Below are 17,297 nucleotides of genomic sequence, written 5' to 3' on the forward strand. Positions count from 1 at the left end.
GATGAATTTCGATCCGCGTTACTCCGGACGCAATTTCACCTCTGTCGGCACGCGTCCCATCCGTCCCGACGGCGTCGACAAGGTGACGGGCCGCGCACGCTATGGCGCCGACTTCAACATGGCCGGGCAACTGGTCGGGCGCGTTCTCAGAAGCCCCCATGCGCATGCCACGATCAGGAAGATCGACACGTCGAAGGCGGAGAAGCTCGCCGGCGTCAAGGCCGTGATCACCGCGGCCGACCTGCCCGACCTCACCGACGGCGATGCCGCCATGTACGACATCCTCGACAACTGCATGGCGCGCAAGAAAGCGCTCTATGACGGCCATGCCGTGGCCGCGGTGGCTGCGGTCGATGCCCGCACGGCGAGGCAGGCACTGAAGCTGATCGAGGTCGACTACGAGGTGCTGCCGCATGTCACCGACGTCGACGAGGCGATGAAGCACTCCGCACCTCTGGTCAACGACGCCATCTTCACCGAGGGCCTCGAGCAAAAGCCCCTCAAGCCTTCCAATGTCACCAAGCGCACCCAGTACGGCCATGGCGACATCCATGTAGGTTTCGGCCAGGCCGACTTCGTTGTCGAACGCTCCTTCAAGACCGAGCAGACGCACCAGGGTTATATCGAGCCGCATGCCTGCGTGGCCAATGTCAGCTCCGACGGCACCGCCGACCTGTGGGTCTGTACGCAAGGCCATTTTGTCTACCGCCAACACTGCGCCCAACTGCTTGGCATGGAAGCCTCGAAGCTGCGCGTCACCTCCTCGGAGATCGGCGGCGGTTTCGGCGGCAAGACCCATGTCTGGGCCGAGCCGGTGGCACTGGCGCTGTCACGCAAGGCCGGGCGGCCGGTCAAGCTGGTCATGACGCGCGACGAGGTGTTCCGCGCCTCCGGCCCGACCAGCGCCACCTCGATCGACGTTCGGATCGGCGCCCGCAAGGACGGCACGATCACGGCGGCCGAGGCGACGCTGCGCTATAGCTGCGGCCCCTATGCCGGCACGTGGGCCGAGATCGGCGCCATGACGGCCTTTGCCTGCTACAAGCTCGAGAACGTCAGGACGGTCGGCTACGAAGTGCTGGTCAACCGGCCCAAGACCGCGGCCTATCGCGCGCCGTCGGCTCCGATGGCGGCGTTTGCGGTGGAAAGTGCGGTCGACGAGCTGGCCAAGGAGATCGGCATGGACCCGGTCGAGTTCCGGATCAGGAACGCGGCGCAGGAAGGCACCAGATCGTCCTATGGACCGGTATACGGCCCGATCGGCATCGGGCCGACGCTGGAGGCGGTGAAGAACCATCCGCACATGAAGGCGCCGCTCGGCAAGAACCAGGGCCGCGGAATGGCCTGCGGCTTCTGGTTCAATTTCGGTGGCCAGACCTGCACCGACCTCAACATCGGCATGGACGGCTCGGTCTCGCTTGCCGTCGGCACGGTCGATGTGGGTGGTTCCCGCGCGTCGCTTTCGCTGGTCGCGGCGGAGGAGCTCGGCATCCCCTATGAGCAGGTCAAGGCGGTGGTCGCCGATACCTCCAGCCTCGGCTACAACGACATGACGGACGGCAGCCGCGGCACCTTCTCCTCCTCCATGGCGACGATCTCGGCCGCCCGCAACGCCATCAAGATCCTGCGAGAACGCGCCGCACAGATGTGGGACATACCCGTCGACGACGTGGTCTGGGAAAAAGGTCACGCGATTGCCAAGGGCGAGAAATACGGCAACCTTGCAGCATTGTCGCTGAAGGAGATCGCAGCCGCGTCAGGGAAGACGGGGGGACCGATCGCAGGCCACAGTGAGCTCGTCGCCGACGGCGCCGGCGTCTCCTTCGCCACCCATATCTGCGATATCGAGGTGGATCCCGAGACCGGCTCCACCAGGGTGCTGCGCTACACCGTCGTTCAGGACGCCGGCAAGGCGGTGCATCCGACCTATGTCGAGGGGCAATACCAGGGGGGTGCCGCGCAAGGCATCGGCTGGGCGCTCAACGAGGAGTATATCTACGGCAAGGACGGGCGGCTGCAGAACCCTGGCTTCCTCGATTACCGGATCCCGGTCTGCTCGGACCTGCCGATGATCGACACACAGATTCTCGAGATCCCCAATCCCAACCATCCCTACGGGGTGCGTGGCGTCGGCGAGACCTCGATCGTGCCGCCGCTGGCGGCGATCGCCAATGCCGTCTCGAACGCCGCGGGCGTGCGCATGACGCATATCCCGATGTCGCCGCCGCGCATCCTGGCGGCGATCGAGGCGGAACGGGAGGGCTGATGGTCGAAGTGACGCTCTGGGGATCGCTCGGCGCGATCGCCGGAGGCAAGAGCAAGGTCGAGATCGAGGCGAAGGATATTCGGGAGCTGTTCAGGAAACTGGCTGAGCAGTATCCCGGCCTCGAGCCCTACATCGATCGCGGCATCGCCGTCGCCATCGACGGGACGATCTATCGCGACACCTGGTCGAAGGAACTGCCGGAAGGTGCGGAGATTTTCCTGCTGCCGCGCCTTGCCGGGGGATGATTTGGGCTCGAGCTCAAGCCGCGCTCCGTGCGGCCAATGCTCGTTTATGAATTCGCGGCCTAGCAGGTCTATCGCAACCTAACATCTACAGTGGAATTGCGGTCACTTCTTTGGCCGTTCGGATCACGAACATCGTGTGGTATCGCGCGACGTTGCTTCGGTCTCGGAACAGTCGCTCGCACAGTGCATCGAACTCTTCCATATCCGTCAAGCGGAGCATGAGGACGGCGTCGGTTTCGCCGCTTACACTGTGGGCCTGAGTGACGGCCGGTTCCTGGGCGGCCAACTCGAGAAAGTCCCGCATATACTGCTCACCATGACGCTCCAGTTCGACGGTGACGATCGCCTTCAAGCCCCGGCCAGCCTTTGCCGGTGCGAGAAGCGCGACAACGCGGCTGATGACACCGCTTTTCTTCAGTCGTCGTATGCGGCGCAGGCAGCTCGAAGGGGAAAGCCCGACTAACCCCGCCAATTTGGCGTTAGTTCGTGAGGCATCATCCTGGAGCAGGTTGAGAAGCCTTCTGTCGATCTTGTCCATGTTGGTCGCGCTCATCGTCGGTGCGTTGCAATTTTATTGCATGGAATCGCAAACTTTGACCACAAATGCGAAGCGTCTCACGCTACTCAGACGGCTCCAGGAATGATGGAGCAGCATGATGGCAATTTGCGCCGCCTTCTATCGCAAGACATTGGAGACGCTTGAAATCTATTGGGAACTGGTTCGCGTGATCGTTCCGGTTGCGATTGCCACACGGCTGCTGCAGGACCTTGGCGTCATCCAGGCGATTTCTCCGTTCTTCTCCCCGCTCATGTTGCAGGTGGGGTTGCCACCTGAACTCGCCTTTGCCTGGCTGACGGGATTGCTGGTCGGGATCTGGGGCGCGCTTGTGATCGTATTCACCTTGGTTCCGGTTTCGGCGCTCAGCACTGCCGACATGACGGTTCTTTCGGCTCTCTTGCTGTTTGCACATGCCATTCCGATCGAGCAACGGATCATTCAGAGGGCCGGACCGAGCTTCCTAGTCACCACGGCGCTTCGTATTGGCGGGGGTTTGGTCTTTGCTGTCCTTCTGCATCAGATATTCGCCGTGACCGGATGGCTGTCAGGACCGGTGAAGCCGGCGTGGATGCCGACGAATGAAAGCACCGACTGGGGCGGCTTTTTCCTGGGTACGCTCAAAACCCTGGGCATCATGCTCGTTGTTCTGCTTGCGCTGAGCTGGGTGATCGAGCTTCTAAAGATGTCGGGCATTTTGGATTGGATGAACAGAGGGCTTGCACCGCTCTTTCGGCTCGCCGGCATCGAAAAGCAGACGGTACCTTTCGCCGCTGTCGGCCTGTTTCTCGGGATTTCCTATGGCGCAGGACTGCTGATCCGCGAGGCGCGCACGCCTAGCGCGGAGCCGCGTCAGATATTCCTTGCCTGCGTGTTCATGGGTTTTGCCCATAGCCTCATTGAGGATACGTTGGTCGTCGTCACGCTTGGCGCTGATGTTATGAGCGTGCTTCTCGGTCGCCTAGCGTTTGCCGTGCTCGCGACCGCCGTGATCGCAAAAGTAATCAAGGCGGTTCCCGACGCTTTTTTCTTCAAGACACTCTTCCACAAGGAAGAAGACAGTTCGCGCAATCGGATTTCGGAGCCGGCGATTAGCGGGCCGTTGACGTGAGCCCACCTTACGCAGCAGCCGACATGTGTGTCGCATCGCTATCGGGACAGGACGCGGCTACCCCTCGCCCGACAGATCCCGCCGCGCCTTGTCGAGTTCCTCGGCATAGCGCCGCATCAGGTGGCCTTCGGTCAGCAGCCCGATCACCTTGCGATCGGTGAAATCCTCGACCACCGCCAATTCCTCGGCGCCGGCGCGCTGGAAGGTCTCGGCCGCCGATTGCACGTTCATGCTCGGCACCAGCACCGCATCCTTTGGCGAAGGACAGCACCGGCAACCATGCCCGCGTGATGCTGCGGCGATAAAGCCCATCTTCACCTCGGGGAACTGCGTTGACGTAAACGTCAACCCGAAGCTATATGCGCCGGCGGCCGTGGCTGTAAAACCAGGCAAGCGGCTTCGGCCAGGTCGAAGCGCCGGCGCGCGACAAACGCAAGCAGACGAGGAGAACCGCCATGAGCGTTCAGGAGATTGCCGACAACATCAGGTCGCGCGTGGCGAGTGCCGGGTTCGATCGCTCGGTGAAATTCGACACCGGCAGCGACGGCGTCATCGTCATCGACGGCGCCGATGTCTCGACTACCGATGCGCCGGCTGATTGCACCATAAAGCTGTCGCTCGACGATCTGGACTCGCTGATATCAGGCGACCTCAACCCGACCATGGCCTTCATGTCCGGCAAGATAAAGGTCGAAGGCGACATGAGCGTCGCCATGGCGCTCAGCCAGCTGATCGGCTGATCGGCCAAGCAAAGCGCCAATGGTCGACCTCGGCGCCGCCCCTCATCGCCCTGCCGGGCACTTCTCCCCGTATAGTGACGGGGAGAAGGGGCTGGCCGCAACGTCGATGCCGGCAGGCAGGTGAGGGGCAGCGCCGGCGTCCGGAACGGGCAATGGAGGCGAAACCGCCCTCCCACTCCGGCTCGGTCCTCTGAGCATCACGCCCCCTCTAGGCAGCGAGCGGCAGCCGCTGTGCCTTCAGCTTGCGCCCGGCCGCCTTCAGCGTGCCTTGCGCGCCGTCGAGCGCGCCGACAACCAGTTCCCGCGCCAGCAGGCGGTGCCGCTCGTAAGGCCCCGGCATGGCCAGCGAGCCGGTCTTTGCGGCCGAAAAACCGAAGCGCTTGTAATAGGGCGCGTCGCCGACCAGCAGGATCGCCGCATGGCCAAGCCGCTCGGCCTCAGTGACCGCATGGCGCATCAGCGCCGAGCCGATGCCGGCATTTTTCAGCGCCGGGTCGACGGCAAGCGGGCCGAGCAGCAGCGCTGCCTTGCCGCCCTCGCCCAGCACCACGTCCCACAGCCGCACCGTGCCGGCAACAGTGCCCGACGCGTCGCGCGCGACAAAGGCCAGGCCCTCCGAAGGCCGGCGGCCGCGCCGCAGCTTTTCCGACGACTTCTTCCGGCGCTTCGGCCCCATGGCGCGATCGAGCAAAGCCTCGCGAGCGCCAACGTCGGCGGCGGTTTCGGCGACGACCGCAATCTCCCCCCTCGAGGGGGAGATGTCGCCGAAGGCGACAGAGGGGGTTGTCGCGCGTGAAGCGCCGGCCTCCATCTGCGGCAGTAGGCCGAGTCCAGTCGAACCGACCCCCTCCGGCCGCTTCGCGGCCATCTCCCCCTCGAGAGGGGAGATTCCCACGCCTTCAACGATGAGATCTGCAATGTTCATTTCCGCGATCCTTCACAAGCGGATTGTTCCACAGGCGAGCCCGGGCGGGCGACAGGCGCCCACCGGGGATGATCTGAGCAGCTCTTGCGAGCCCTCAGATCACGTAGGATCGGAGAGGCTCGAAGCCGTTGAAGGCGACCGATGCATAGGTCGTCGTGTAGGCGCCGGTGCCCTCGATCAGCACCTCGTCGCCGATGGTCAGCGACAAGGGCAGCGGGTACGGCGTCTTTTCGTACATCACGTCGGCCGAATCGCAGGTCGGGCCGGCGAGCACGCAAGGCGCGGTCTCGCTGCCGTCATGCGCGGTGACGATCGGGTAGCGGATCGCCTCGTCCATCGTCTCGGCGAGACCGCCGAACTTGCCGATGTCGAGGAACACCCAGCGCACATTGTCGTTGTCGGCCTTCTTCGAGATCAGCACGACCTCCGATTTGATCACCCCGGCATTGCCGACCATGCCGCGGCCCGGCTCGATGATCGTCTCGGGGATGGCGTTGCCGAAATGCTTCCTGAGCGCCGAGAAGATCGCCTGGCCATAGGCCTGCGCCACCGGCACGTCCCTGAGATAGCGGGTCGGGAAGCCGCCGCCCATATTGACCATCTTCAGCACGATGCCTTCGTCGGCGAGCGTCGCGAACACCTTCTTGGCGTCGCTGAGCGCACGGTCCCAGGCGGTCAGGTCGGTCTGCTGCGAGCCGACATGGAACGACACGCCATGGGCGTCGAGGCCGAGCGCCCTGGCATGGCGCAGCACGTCGACCGCCATCGCCGGCACACAGCCGAACTTGCGCGACAGCGGCCATTCGGCGCCCTCGCCGTCGGTCAGGACGCGGCAGAACACGCGGGCGCCGGGAGCGACGCGGGCGATCTTCTCGACCTCTTCGACGCAGTCCACCGCAAACAGCTTGATGCCGAGCTGGTAGGCGCGCTGGATGTCGCGCTCCTTCTTGATGGTGTTGCCGAAGGAGATGCGGTCCGCCGGCGCACCGGCGTCCATCGCCATCTCGACTTCGGCAACGGAAGCGGTGTCGAAGGACGAGCCCATCGCAGCAAGCAGGCGCAGGATTTCCGGCGCCGGATTTGCTTTCACCGCATAGTAGATCTTGGAATCGGGAAGCGCCTTCTCGAAAGCACGGAAATTGTCGCGCACGACATCGAGGTCGACGACGAGGCACGGGCCGTTCGGACGTCGGGTGGCGAGAAAGTCAAGGATGCGCTGGGTAGCCATCGGGTCTCTCCATCAGCGCCTTGCGGCGCGCACAAAGGCTTGCGGACGCGGGCTCTCGGCCTCGCGAACACGCGGTGGACAAAGGCGGGACGGAAATCCATGGAACCAGCCGGTGGAGACCCCGGAACCATGAAGCGCCGTCTCGCGGCGGTGAACCTTGGCCTTGCCCGGCCTCGGTTCGCTTTGTCTGCCTTGGCTTGGATGGGAGACCCGTCCGCACTGCCGGCAATGAAGGTGTGCCTCTTCAGTAACCCCGGTCTTTGGACGACCGGCAGAACACCAGAAAGGCCCGCACCGTCGTTGCTTCAAGGTGTCCTCGGTTGGCGGTTGGCCGCTAAACCGACTGGAGGGGTTGGCTCCAGTTACCTTACCGATTACCCTCACCATTCGAGGATCGGCGGACACCCACAGGCACGTGCGACTTTGGGCAAGCGCGATATAAGATCGAAAGATTTCACAATCAATAAAAATCGTATGGCAGGTTGTAAAATTTGTGGCATCGAACAATGCTGCGGCAACCAGAAGAAAAATGCTGCGGCAAGCACATCCGGATATCGAACGCATGACAGGCACTCGCGGCCCGCTGAACGCTTTTCTCGATCTTGATCAAGTCCCTGTTACCAATGCGCAATCCGGCCCGCTTGCCGGCTTGCGGCTGGCCGTCAAGGATATCTTCGACGTCGCCGGCTACCGCACCGGTTGCGGCAATCCGCAGAAATACCGCGAAGCCTCGCCGGCCATGGCGACCGCGCCGGCCGTCCAGGCGCTGCTTGATTCGGGCGCCCGCTTCGTCGGCAAGACGCAGACCGACGAACTCGCATTTTCCCTGTTCGGGCTGAACGCGCATTTCCCGTCGCCCGTCAACCCGGCAGCACCCGACCGCGTCACCGGCGGCTCGTCCTCCGGTTCTGCCGCGGCAGTCGCCGGCGGGCTGGCCGACATTGCAACCGGATCGGACACCGGCGGCTCGATCCGAGCGCCGGCAAGCTTCTGCGGCCTGATCGGCCTCAGGACGACGCATGGCCGCATCCCGCTCGACGGCACCATGCCGCTGGCGCCTTCGCTGGACACATTCGGTTGGTTCGCAAGCGACATCGTCATCTACGAAAAGGTCGGCACGGTGCTGCTCGGCGACGATCCGCATTCCCATGAACTGAGACGCCCCGTCACTCTCGCTGCGCTGGACGGCCTCGTGCTCGGCCCGCACGAGGCCGACGAATATCGCGCCATGCTCCGCAGTGTCGCTTCGGTGCTGGGCGCACCGCGCAGCGTCGGCCCGCTGTCGCATTCGACCGACGATCTCTATTGGTGCTTCCGCAAGCTGCAAGGCTATGAAGCCTGGCAAAGTCACGGCGCCTGGATCGCCGGCGGCGACCGCATGCTGGGACCCGGTGTCAAGGAGCGTTTCGAGCACGGCGCGACAATCGACGCGGCAACCGCGCAATGTGAAACGGAACGTCGCGTTTCGTTTCGCCTCGAACTGGCCGGCCTGCTTGGCGACGACGGCGTTCTTGTGCTTCCGACCGCTCCTGGTGCCGCGCCGCTCAAGGCCGCGTCATTCGACGATTTGCAGACCTATCGCGAGCGGGCGCTGAGACTGCTCTGCCTTTCCGGCCTGTCCGGCTTTCCGCAAATCACGCTGCCGCTCGGAAAGACCGGCGGGGCGCCGTTCGGCCTTTCGCTGCTCGGTCCGAAGAACAGCGACCGGCAGTTGATTGCGCTGGCCGCCCGCATCCTTTCGGCCCACCAAGGAGGCGCATGACATGGATACGCTGACCCGCATGCGCGCCTTCATCGACGTGGTCGAGGCCGAAGGATTTTCGGCGGCGGCGCGCAAGATCGGCCGCTCGAAGGCGCTATTGTCGAAATATGTGCGCGAGCTGGAGGACGAGCTCGGCGCGCTGCTGCTCAACCGCACCACCAGGCAGTTTTCCCTGACCGAGGCCGGCCACACCTATTACCGGCGCGCCTCGGAGATCGTGCGCGAGGTCGACAGCCTTGCCGATGCGGTGCGCGAATCCTCCGGCGACGTGCGCGGCAGGATCAAGCTGTCGGCGCCGCGCACCTTTGCCGACGCGCCGATCGGCCAGTCGCTGATCGACTTCGCCAAGCAGCACCCCGACATCGTGCTCGACATCCATCTCGACGACCGTTTCGTCGATCTGGTCGAGGAGGGCTTCGATCTGGCGGTGCGCATTTCGCGGCTGGAAAATTCCTCGTTGATCGCCAGGCGTCTGGCGCCATTTTCGGTACGGCTTTGCGCGTCTCCTGAACTGATCGCCAGGCACGGCATGCCGGTCAGGCCGCAAGACCTTGCCCGCGTGCCTTGCATCATCGACACCAATGGGCGCTGGCTCACCAACTGGCCGTTCAAAGGCGACAGCGGCGATACGGTGAGCGTTTCGGTTTCCGGCCCGATCGAGGTCAACAGCCCGATGGCGGCAAGGGCCGCTGCCGTGGCTGGATTGGGATTTTCCGTCCTGCCGGATTTCATCGCCGCGCCCGACATCGAAAGCGGCAAGCTGCTGACTGCGCTGGATGACCGCATTCTGCCCGGCGGCGGCATTTTTGCCGTCTATCCGCACCGGCGCTATCTGCCTGCAAAAGTTCGCGTTTTCGTCGACTTCCTGGTGCAGTGGTTCAAGACGCTGGACAACGCATGAGCTTTCAGCCGCGTTGCGGTCCCATTTTCGCCCGCTTTCTGGTAACTGTCGGCAATTCACCGAAGCCGATTGAATCGCGACCGAGAATGCACCTGAAACGGCAAGCAATCATGCTGGCTTCGGCCTTGACCGCGACATTTGCCGCCGTCGGACCGGCTGAGGTGCATCCCCACGTCTTCGCCGAAGCCCGCCTCGAAGTGGTCCTCGGCCCGGATCACCAAACTGTGAAGGCATTGCGCCATGTCTGGCGCTTCGACGATTTGTTTTCGAGCACGGTGATGATGGAGTTCGACAAGAATTCCGACCTGAAACTCGACGACAAGGAGCTGAAGGATGTCGCCGACACCGTCCATGCCTCGCTTGCCGAATTCAACTATTTCCAGCTCGTCACCGTCGACGGCAAGGACGTGGCAATGACCCCGCCGCCGCATTTGATGGCCAATTTCGACAATGACCAGTTGATCATCCTGTTTGAATCTGAACCGAAGGTACCGATCAAACTGAGCGGCAAGATAGATATCGGCGTCTACGACCCGACCTTCTACACCGCGATCGATTTCACCGAGGATGCCAATCTGCAGGTCGATGGGTTGCCGCCGACCTGCACCAGCAAGGTTGTCCGCCCGAACCCGGACGAGGCGATCGCCCAGAACCAGAAGACCCTGACCGAGGCCTTCTTCAACGATCCGACAGGCACCGACATGAGCAAGATCTTCGCCACCAAGCTTGAACTGACCTGTCAGCCGGAAGGATAGATCCAGTGACCAAACCGTCCCTGCGTTTGGCATTCGGTCTTCTGGCCGCCGCCCTTGTGATGACGCACTTTCTCGGCTCCGCCCACGCCCAGAGTTCACTCGGCATCGGCACCAATGACGGCATGGCTCCAACCGCCACCGGCCCGTTCGCCCACATCCTGATGTGGATCAATCTGCGCCAGCAGGAATTCTATCATGCGCTTGCCGGCGCGATGAAGGCGATGCGCCAGGACGGCAGCAAGTTGTGGCTGCTCATCGGCCTGTCCTTTGCCTATGGCATTTTCCACGCCGCCGGCCCCGGTCACGGCAAGGCGGTGATCTCTTCCTACATGGTGGCCAATGAAGTGGCGCTCCGGCGCGGCATCATGCTGTCCTTCGTCTCGGCCCTGCTGCAGGCGCTGACCGCGATCGTGGTGATGCTGGTCGCCTATTTCTTGCTGCGCGGCACTGCCGTCTCGATGACAGACGCCGCATGGTTCCTTGAAATCATGAGCTATGTCTTCGTCACTCTGTTCGGCGCCTGGCTGCTGTGGCGCAAGGCCGGCCCGGCCATCCTTCGCCTGTTCGGCGCAAATCCGGGCTACAGCCTCTCGGCTGCCCATGCCGGCCATTCACATGCCGGCCATTCACATTCCGCGCATGCCCATGCGGCACATTCCCACGCGCTTGATGCGCATGACCACCACGATCATGCGCATGACCACGGCGCCCACGACCACCCCCATGCTGCGCACGATCACCACAGCCATGCGGCGGGCGAGGTCTGCGAGACCTGCGGGCACTCGCATGCCCCCGACCCGGCGCTGCTTTCCGGTGATCGCTTCGATTGGCGCACGGCCTGGTCGGCGGTGGCCGCCGTCGGCATCCGCCCCTGTTCCGGCGCGCTGATCGTGCTGAGCTTCGCCTTGCTGAATGGGCTGTGGTTCGGCGGCATCCTTTCGGTGCTGGCCATGGCGCTCGGCACCGCAATCACCGTCTCGGCCCTGGCGACGCTTGCGGTGACCGCCAAGAACTGGGCGGTGTATTTCGCCGGCGACGGCCGCATGGGCAACCGTATCCATTCCTTCGTCGAGATCGGCGGCGCCGCCTTCGTCTTCCTGTTCGGCCTGCTGCTGCTTTCGGCCAGCCTGACTGGCGCCTGACCTCGTTGCGTCCGATCGGGGCGCTTTAACTAGGGATATTGCCTCCCAACTCGTCCTCGATATGGACGCGGATGATCTCGTCGAAGCTCGTTTCGGCGGCAAAGCCAAGCTCCCTCGAGCGCCGCGCCTCGAAGCGCGTCGGCCAGCCCTTGACGATCGCCCAGATCGTCTCGTCGGGCTCCTCGCGGATCAGTTTCACCGCCTTGGCGCCGGCGACACGTTCCAGCGCTTCGATCTGTTCGCCGACGGTGACGGCGACGCCCGGCATCGTCAGGTTGCGGCGCGGGCCGACGGCACTGCCGTCGATCTGAGCCGCATGGATCAGGAAATTCACCGCCGAACGCGGGCTGGCGTGTGTGTGGACGACTGAGCGCGGCACCGGCAGGATCGCTTCATGGCCGCTCAGCGGCTCGCGGATGATACCGGAGAAGAACCCTGAGGCCGCCTTGTTCGGCTTTCCCGGCCTGACGCAGATGGTCGGCAGCCTGATGCCGATGCCGTCGAAGAAACCGCGGCGCGTATAGTCGGCAAGCAGCGCCTCGCCGATCAGCTTCTGCGTGCCGTAGGAGGTCAGCGGCGTCGGGTGGAACTCGTCCGGAATGATGTCGGGAAACGGTGCGCCGAACACGGCGATCGACGAGGTGAAGACGACGCGTGGCGTATAGGCGGCCAAGCGGATGGCATCGAACAGCGCCCTTGTGCCGTCGAGATTGACGCGATAGCCGAGATCGAAATTAGCCTCCGCCTCACCCGACACCACGCCGGCGAGATGGAAGATCACGTCGGGGCGCGGCGCGACCAGATTTGCGGTCGCTCCCGGTGCGACAAGGTCGCCGGTGTGGAGGGTAATGCTGACACCTTCGAGCACCGGCGCTTGCGGCGGCACGATATCGTGAAGGTCGAGCGCGGCGATCTTGCGGCCGCCGAGCGTCCCGTCCTTGGCCAACCTGGCGATGAGTTTGCGGCCGACCATGCCTGCCGCGCCGGTAATCAGAATGCGCATGTCACTTTCCCTTTTTGCGCTGGCTGCGGCTACGCAGCCAGAACACGACGAAGATTGCCACCATGAAGATCGCCGCGACGACACCGGCAAGCACCGTCGAGACCTTGCCGACCGCCAGCATCACTGTTGGAAGATAATAGGCTGCGATGCCGAACAGCAGCAAAACCCAGGCGGCGCCGATCGCCGCATTGCGGGTGTCGCGGTCCATTACGCGGCGCCAGGGTGGCGAGAGTTCATGTCGATCGTTGCCAATGCCCAGAACTCCCGAAGTCAGTGATAATGGCCGCGGTGCGGTGCCGCATCATGCGCGTGATCGTGCTCGTCATCATGCTCATGGCTGTCGGCACATCGGCCGAATTCCGGTTCGACCGTGGCATGGGCTATGCCATGTTCCGCCGCAAGCCGCTTCTTGATCGCGCTTACCGCCATATGCGCGTCGACGCCGTCATTGAGGCAGGCATGCAACGTCGCCATGTTGCTGGAGCCGTCGAGCGACCAGACATGCATGTGATGCACCTCGCGCACGCCCTTGATCGAGCCTTCGATGTCCCTGGCGATCAGGTCGCGGTCGAGGCTTGCCGGCACGCCTTCGAGCAGGACGTGGGCGGCTTCGCGCATCAGCGACCAGGCCGTGGACAGGATCAGCAGCGCGACAAGCACCGACAGGATCGGATCGATGGGCGTCCAGCCCGTCGCCAGGATCACCAGCGCCGCCACGATCGCCGCGGCCGAGCCGAGCAGGTCGCCGAGCACATGCAGGATGGCGCCGCGCATGTTCAGGCTGCCGCGGTCGCCGCCGTGCAGCACGTAGAACGAGCCGAGATTGACCAGCAGGCCGGCGATCGCGACGACCAGCATCGGCCCGCCGAGCACCGGAGCCGGCGCTTGCAAGCGGCCCCAAGCCTCGTAGACGATCCACAGCGCGATGGCGAAGATGGCGATGCCGTTGGTGTAGGCGACCAGCGTCTTGACCCGGCCGAAGCCGTAGGTGAGGCGCACGGTCGCCGGCCGGCTCGCAAGGTGAAAGGCATACCAGGCAAGGCCGAGCGCGACGCAATCGGCAAGCATGTGGCCGGCATCCGCCAGCAGCGCCAGTGAACCGGTGAAGATGGCGCCCAGCGTCTCCGCGACCATGAAGCCGGCGGTCAGGCAGGCAGCGATCAGCACGCGCTTCTTGTCGGTCGAGCCGTGCACATGACCTGCGCCATGGCTGTGGTCGTGGCCCTGCGCAGCGTGGTCGTGGGTATGCGCCATCTATAGCCCCTGCTAGAGCCTGATCTATCCCGGCAGACTCGGGATGGAGGCTCTGTCTTCTCGTTTGACCATAATCCTATCCGAAAACCGGATACCACTTTTCGGGAGCATGGTCAGGCGCCGAACCCGGCGCGAAATCCTCGAGCCGCCGCTTCTGCTGGCCATCGCTGTCGAAATTGGCCGGATCGAGCCACGCTTCATAGGCTCTGCGCAGATCTGGCCATTCCCTGTCGATGATCGAATACCACGCGGTATCGCGGTTTTCGCCCTTGACCACAAGATGCTGACGGAAAATGCCCTCGAACTTGAAGCCGAAACGTTCCGCCGCGCGCTTCGACGGCTCGTTGCGATTGTTGCATTTCCATTCGTAGCGGCGGTAGCCAAGCTCGTCGAAGACATACTTCATGAACAGGAACTGCGCTTCCGTCGCCGCCGGCTTTCGCGAGATCAACGGGCCCCAATAGATGTTGCCGATCTCGATGACGCCGTAGGCGGCGTCGATGCGCATCAGCGTCTGGCGCCCGGCAACCTTGCCGCTGGCCTTGTCGATGACCGTGAAGAACAGCGGGTCTTCGCTGGCTTCTGCCTTGTCCAGCCACGGCTGGAAGGCGGCACGGCTCTCCGGCGGGTAGTCTGGCAGCCAGGCGAAGCGGCCGCCGGCATCGGCCACCGACGAGGCCTCAAACAGGCCGTCGCCGTGCTTTTCGGCGTTGAGCGGCTCCAGCCTGACAGTTCGCCCCTCCAGCACCTTGCGTTCGGGCCGCGGGCGCGGTTGCCAATTCTTGAGATTTTCCGACACAGAAAACTCCAATCCGTTTGACTTTTGCGGGCGGACGCTCACAAAAACGCACGCTCGCTGAAAGAACCACACGGACAGGAAAAATGCTCCACACGATTTCGGCCTTCGACCGCCTCGGCGAGGAAAATGCGTTCGCAGTGCTGGCGCGTGCCACGGCACTTGCCCATCAGGGCCGCGACATTGTCAATCTCGGCATCGGCCAGCCCGACTTCAAGACGCCGCAGCACATCGTCGAGGCAGCGATCAAGGCGCTGCGCGACGGCCATCACGGCTATACGCCGGCCAACGGCCTGCTGGCGACGCGCGAAGCGGTGGTACGCCGCACGCTGGCCACCACCGGCGTCGAAGTCTCGCCGGAAGCGGTGATGATCCTGCCCGGCGGCAAGCCGACCATGTTCGCGGCGATCCTGATGTTCGGCGAGCCGGGCGCCGAAATCCTCTATCCTGATCCCGGCTTTCCGATCTACCGCTCGATGATCGAGTTCACCGGTGCTGCCCCCATCCCGGTGCCGATGCGCGAGGAGAACGGCTTTGCCTTTTCGGCCGCGGAGACACTGGCGCTGATCACGCCGAAGACCAGGCTGCTGATCCTCAACTCGCCCGCCAACCCGACCGGCGGCGTCACGCCGCGCGCCGAGATCGAGAAGCTGGTCAAGGGGCTGGAAGCGCACCCGGACGTCGCCATCCTCTCCGACGAGATCTACGACGTGATGACCTATGACGGCGAGACGCACTGTTCGCTGCTCGCCTTCCCCGAAATCCGTGATCGGCTGATCGTGCTCAACGGCTGGTCGAAGACCTGGGCGATGACCGGCTGGCGCATGGGCTGGTCGATCTGGCCGAACGGCGACAAGGGCGCGCATCTCTATGACAAGGTGCGCAAGCTGGCGGTCAATTGCTGGTCCTGCGTCAACGCGCCGAGCCAGTATGCCGGCATTGCCGCCATCGACGGCCCGCAGGACGATGTCGACAAGATGATGCGCGCCTTCGACCGCCGCAGGAAGGTCGTGGTCGAAGGGTTGAATGCCTTGCCCGGCGTTTCCTGCATTACGCCGAAAGGCGCCTTCTATGCCTTCCCCAATGTTTCCAAGACCGGCTGGAAGGCCAAGAAGCTCGCCTCGGCGCTGCTCGAGGATGCCGGCGTGGCGCTGATCGGCGGCCCCGATTTCGGCATTCTCGGCGAAGGCTATGTCAGGCTGTCCTACGCCAATTCCGAAGAGAACATCCTGCGCGCGCTGGAGCGGATCGAGGCGTTCCTGGCGAAGTGAGGACGACGAAAGGAGAAGCCAGATGTTCTATGCCATTCTTGCCTATCACGAGGAAGAAGCGATTACGGCACTGACGCCTGAGCAGGATGCGGCGCTGATGACCGATCTTCTCCAGATCAACGATCGGCTCTACCGGCAAGGCACCCTTGGGCCGGCGGCCCGGCTCGGCGCGACACAAGACGCCTGCACCTTGCGCGGGCCAGGCACCGGAATGGTTATCGACGGCCCCTTCGCCGAGACCAAGGAACAATTGCTGGGGCTCTATGTCGTCGACTGCGCCAACCGTGACGCCGCCATCGACATTGCGCGCGACCTTCGCCGCGTCAATCCGACCGCCGTCTACGAAATCCGCCCGATTTCGCTATATTTACCCGGCGTGCCGCTTCCGGTCACCCGGCCCTGATTTAGGACCGGGTTGAGATTAATTTAGCCTCGCCCGACAAACGGCATCTTCGTCGCCATCACGGTCATGAACAGCACGTTGGCGTCGAGCGGCAGGCTGGCCATATGGAGGACCGCATCGGCGACGCGCTCGACATCCATCACCGCTTCGGCGGCAATGGTGCCGTTGGCTTGCGGCACGCCGACCGTCATCGCCTGCGCCATGTCGGTCAGCGCGTTGCCGATGTCGATCTGGCCGCAAGCAATGTCGAAGGGCCTGCCGTCCAGCGCCAGCGTCCTGGTCAGCCCGGTGATGGCGTGCTTGGTCGCCGTATAGGGCACCGAGCCTGGCCGTGGCGCATAGGCCGATACCGAGCCGTTGTTGATGATGCGGCCGCCCATCGGCTGCTGCCTGCGCATGGCGCCGAACGCGGCGCGAGCACACAGGAACGAGCCGGTGAGATTGACCCCGACGATGTCGTTCCACACTTCGACCGGGATGTCGTCGATCAACGTCGATTTGTAGCTCGTGCCGGCATTGTTGAAGAGCAGGTCGACGCGCCCGAAAGCCGCCGCCACCGTCTCGAACAGATCGTCGACCTGATCGGCCTTGCTGATGTCGCAGGCGAAGGCCAATGCCTTGGCCTGCGTCCGCCCGGCCGCGGCGATCGCATCCTCCAGCACCGGCTTGCGGCGACCGCAGAAGACCGTATTCCAGCCGGCCTTGAGCAGCACTGTGGCGACGCTTTTGCCGATGCCCGTGCCGGCGCCGGTGACGATGGCGGTTTTATAGTCGGTCATGGCTGTACTCCCTGAAAGGGATGAGGCATCGCAAATGACGGGAACCATGGCAAGCCGGCCCAAAGCCTGTGCTCACAAAAAGGGCGGCCGTTGGCGACCGCCCCTGATCCGAACCGGGCATGGGAGGAGGAAAACCGATCCGACTGACTGAAATCATGCG

Annotated in this window: 18 protein-coding genes and 1 pseudogene; 10 read left to right on the forward strand and 9 right to left on the reverse strand. The window is 63.7% G+C overall.

Annotated features, from left to right (window positions below):
• The first annotated feature begins 1 nt into the window (after nt 1).
• Nucleotides 2–2,266 (forward strand): xanthine dehydrogenase family protein molybdopterin-binding subunit, encoded by a 2,265-nt coding sequence (locus NKH90_RS06180; RefSeq protein ID WP_352818442.1) that lies wholly within the window; start codon nt 2–4, stop codon nt 2,264–2,266.
• Nucleotides 2,266–2,511, forward strand: coding sequence for a MoaD/ThiS family protein (locus tag NKH90_RS06185; protein WP_023675441.1), 246 nt, complete (start codon nt 2,266–2,268; stop codon nt 2,509–2,511). The genes NKH90_RS06180 and NKH90_RS06185 overlap by 1 nt, the downstream gene beginning before the upstream one ends.
• 85 nt (nt 2,512–2,596) lie before the next feature.
• Here the strand turns inward: NKH90_RS06185 and NKH90_RS06190 are convergent, their stop codons facing one another.
• Nucleotides 2,597–3,049 (reverse strand): Lrp/AsnC family transcriptional regulator, encoded by a 453-nt coding sequence (locus tag NKH90_RS06190; protein WP_352818097.1) that lies wholly within the window; start codon nt 3,047–3,049, stop codon nt 2,597–2,599.
• Nucleotides 3,050–3,167: 118 nt separating this feature from the next.
• Here NKH90_RS06190 and NKH90_RS06195 point away from each other — a divergent pair, with 118 nt between their 5' ends.
• Nucleotides 3,168–4,178 (forward strand): nucleoside recognition domain-containing protein, encoded by a 1,011-nt coding sequence (locus NKH90_RS06195; RefSeq protein ID WP_352818099.1) that lies wholly within the window; start codon nt 3,168–3,170, stop codon nt 4,176–4,178.
• A 57-nt stretch (nt 4,179–4,235) separates the two neighbouring features.
• Here the strand turns inward: NKH90_RS06195 and NKH90_RS06200 are convergent.
• Nucleotides 4,236–4,433, reverse strand: a pseudogene (locus NKH90_RS06200) (chloride channel protein); the annotation flags it as partial.
• Nucleotides 4,434–4,633: 200 nt separating this feature from the next.
• On the opposite strand from NKH90_RS06200, the gene NKH90_RS06205 reads away from it, so the two are divergent.
• The gene (locus NKH90_RS06205; RefSeq protein WP_352448193.1) at nt 4,634–4,918 is read left to right on the forward strand and encodes an SCP2 sterol-binding domain-containing protein; all 285 of its coding nucleotides are present in this window, start codon (nt 4,634–4,636) and stop codon (nt 4,916–4,918) included.
• Nucleotides 4,919–5,126: 208 nt separating this feature from the next.
• On the opposite strand, the gene NKH90_RS06210 is transcribed toward NKH90_RS06205, so the two are convergent.
• Nucleotides 5,127–5,729, reverse strand: a complete 603-nt coding sequence (locus tag NKH90_RS06210; RefSeq protein ID WP_352767309.1) for a GNAT family N-acetyltransferase — start codon at nt 5,727–5,729, stop codon at nt 5,127–5,129.
• Nucleotides 5,730–5,937: 208 nt separating this feature from the next.
• Complete coding sequence (odc2, locus tag NKH90_RS06215; RefSeq protein ID WP_352469558.1) at nt 5,938–7,071, reverse strand: ornithine/lysine decarboxylase; 1,134 nt, start codon at nt 7,069–7,071, stop codon at nt 5,938–5,940.
• Between the two features lie 562 nt (nt 7,072–7,633).
• Between odc2 and NKH90_RS06220 the strand changes: the two genes are divergently transcribed.
• The 4 genes from NKH90_RS06220 to NKH90_RS06235 all read left to right on the forward strand — a co-directional run bounded on the left by NKH90_RS06220 (nt 7,634) and on the right by NKH90_RS06235 (nt 11,631).
• Nucleotides 7,634–8,833: an amidase gene (locus NKH90_RS06220; protein WP_352612859.1), complete on the forward strand. Its 1,200-nt coding sequence runs from the start codon at nt 7,634–7,636 to the stop codon at nt 8,831–8,833.
• Between the two features lies 1 nt (nt 8,834).
• Complete coding sequence (locus NKH90_RS06225) at nt 8,835–9,734, forward strand: LysR family transcriptional regulator (RefSeq protein ID WP_352469556.1); 900 nt, start codon at nt 8,835–8,837, stop codon at nt 9,732–9,734.
• An 86-nt stretch (nt 9,735–9,820) separates the two neighbouring features.
• Nucleotides 9,821–10,489, forward strand: coding sequence for a DUF1007 family protein (locus NKH90_RS06230; protein WP_352469555.1), 669 nt, complete (start codon nt 9,821–9,823; stop codon nt 10,487–10,489).
• Nucleotides 10,486–11,631: a nickel/cobalt transporter gene (locus NKH90_RS06235; RefSeq protein WP_352818445.1), complete on the forward strand. Its 1,146-nt coding sequence runs from the start codon at nt 10,486–10,488 to the stop codon at nt 11,629–11,631. The genes NKH90_RS06230 and NKH90_RS06235 overlap by 4 nt, the downstream gene beginning before the upstream one ends.
• A 25-nt stretch (nt 11,632–11,656) precedes the next feature.
• Here NKH90_RS06235 and denD read toward each other — a convergent pair whose 3' ends face one another.
• The 4 genes from denD to NKH90_RS06255 form a co-directional block, all read right to left on the reverse strand.
• A complete protein-coding gene (gene denD, locus NKH90_RS06240) occupies nt 11,657–12,634 on the reverse strand; it encodes a D-erythronate dehydrogenase (RefSeq protein WP_352818105.1) in 978 nt (325 codons plus the stop codon).
• Between the two features lies 1 nt (nt 12,635).
• Complete coding sequence (locus tag NKH90_RS06245; protein WP_352448198.1) at nt 12,636–12,842, reverse strand: hypothetical protein; 207 nt, start codon at nt 12,840–12,842, stop codon at nt 12,636–12,638.
• 62 nt (nt 12,843–12,904) lie between these two features.
• Complete coding sequence (locus tag NKH90_RS06250) at nt 12,905–13,888, reverse strand: cation diffusion facilitator family transporter (protein ID WP_352818108.1); 984 nt, start codon at nt 13,886–13,888, stop codon at nt 12,905–12,907.
• 76 nt (nt 13,889–13,964) lie between these two features.
• Entirely contained in the window at nt 13,965–14,687 is a 723-nt protein-coding gene (locus NKH90_RS06255; protein ID WP_352818111.1) for a GNAT family N-acetyltransferase, read from the reverse strand.
• Between the two features lie 83 nt (nt 14,688–14,770).
• Here NKH90_RS06255 and NKH90_RS06260 point away from each other — a divergent pair, with 83 nt between their 5' ends.
• Nucleotides 14,771–15,955, forward strand: coding sequence for a pyridoxal phosphate-dependent aminotransferase (locus NKH90_RS06260; protein WP_352568120.1), 1,185 nt, complete (start codon nt 14,771–14,773; stop codon nt 15,953–15,955).
• Nucleotides 15,956–15,977: 22 nt separating this feature from the next.
• Nucleotides 15,978–16,358 (forward strand): YciI family protein, encoded by a 381-nt coding sequence (locus NKH90_RS06265; RefSeq protein ID WP_254816974.1) that lies wholly within the window; start codon nt 15,978–15,980, stop codon nt 16,356–16,358.
• 23 nt (nt 16,359–16,381) lie between these two features.
• On the opposite strand, the gene NKH90_RS06270 is transcribed toward NKH90_RS06265, so the two are convergent.
• Entirely contained in the window at nt 16,382–17,137 is a 756-nt protein-coding gene (locus NKH90_RS06270; protein ID WP_352818114.1) for an SDR family oxidoreductase, read from the reverse strand.
• Nucleotides 17,138–17,297 lie beyond the last annotated feature (160 nt).

This window comes from Mesorhizobium sp. M0898, assembly GCF_040319695.1.
GTDB lineage: Bacteria > Pseudomonadota > Alphaproteobacteria > Rhizobiales > Rhizobiaceae > Mesorhizobium.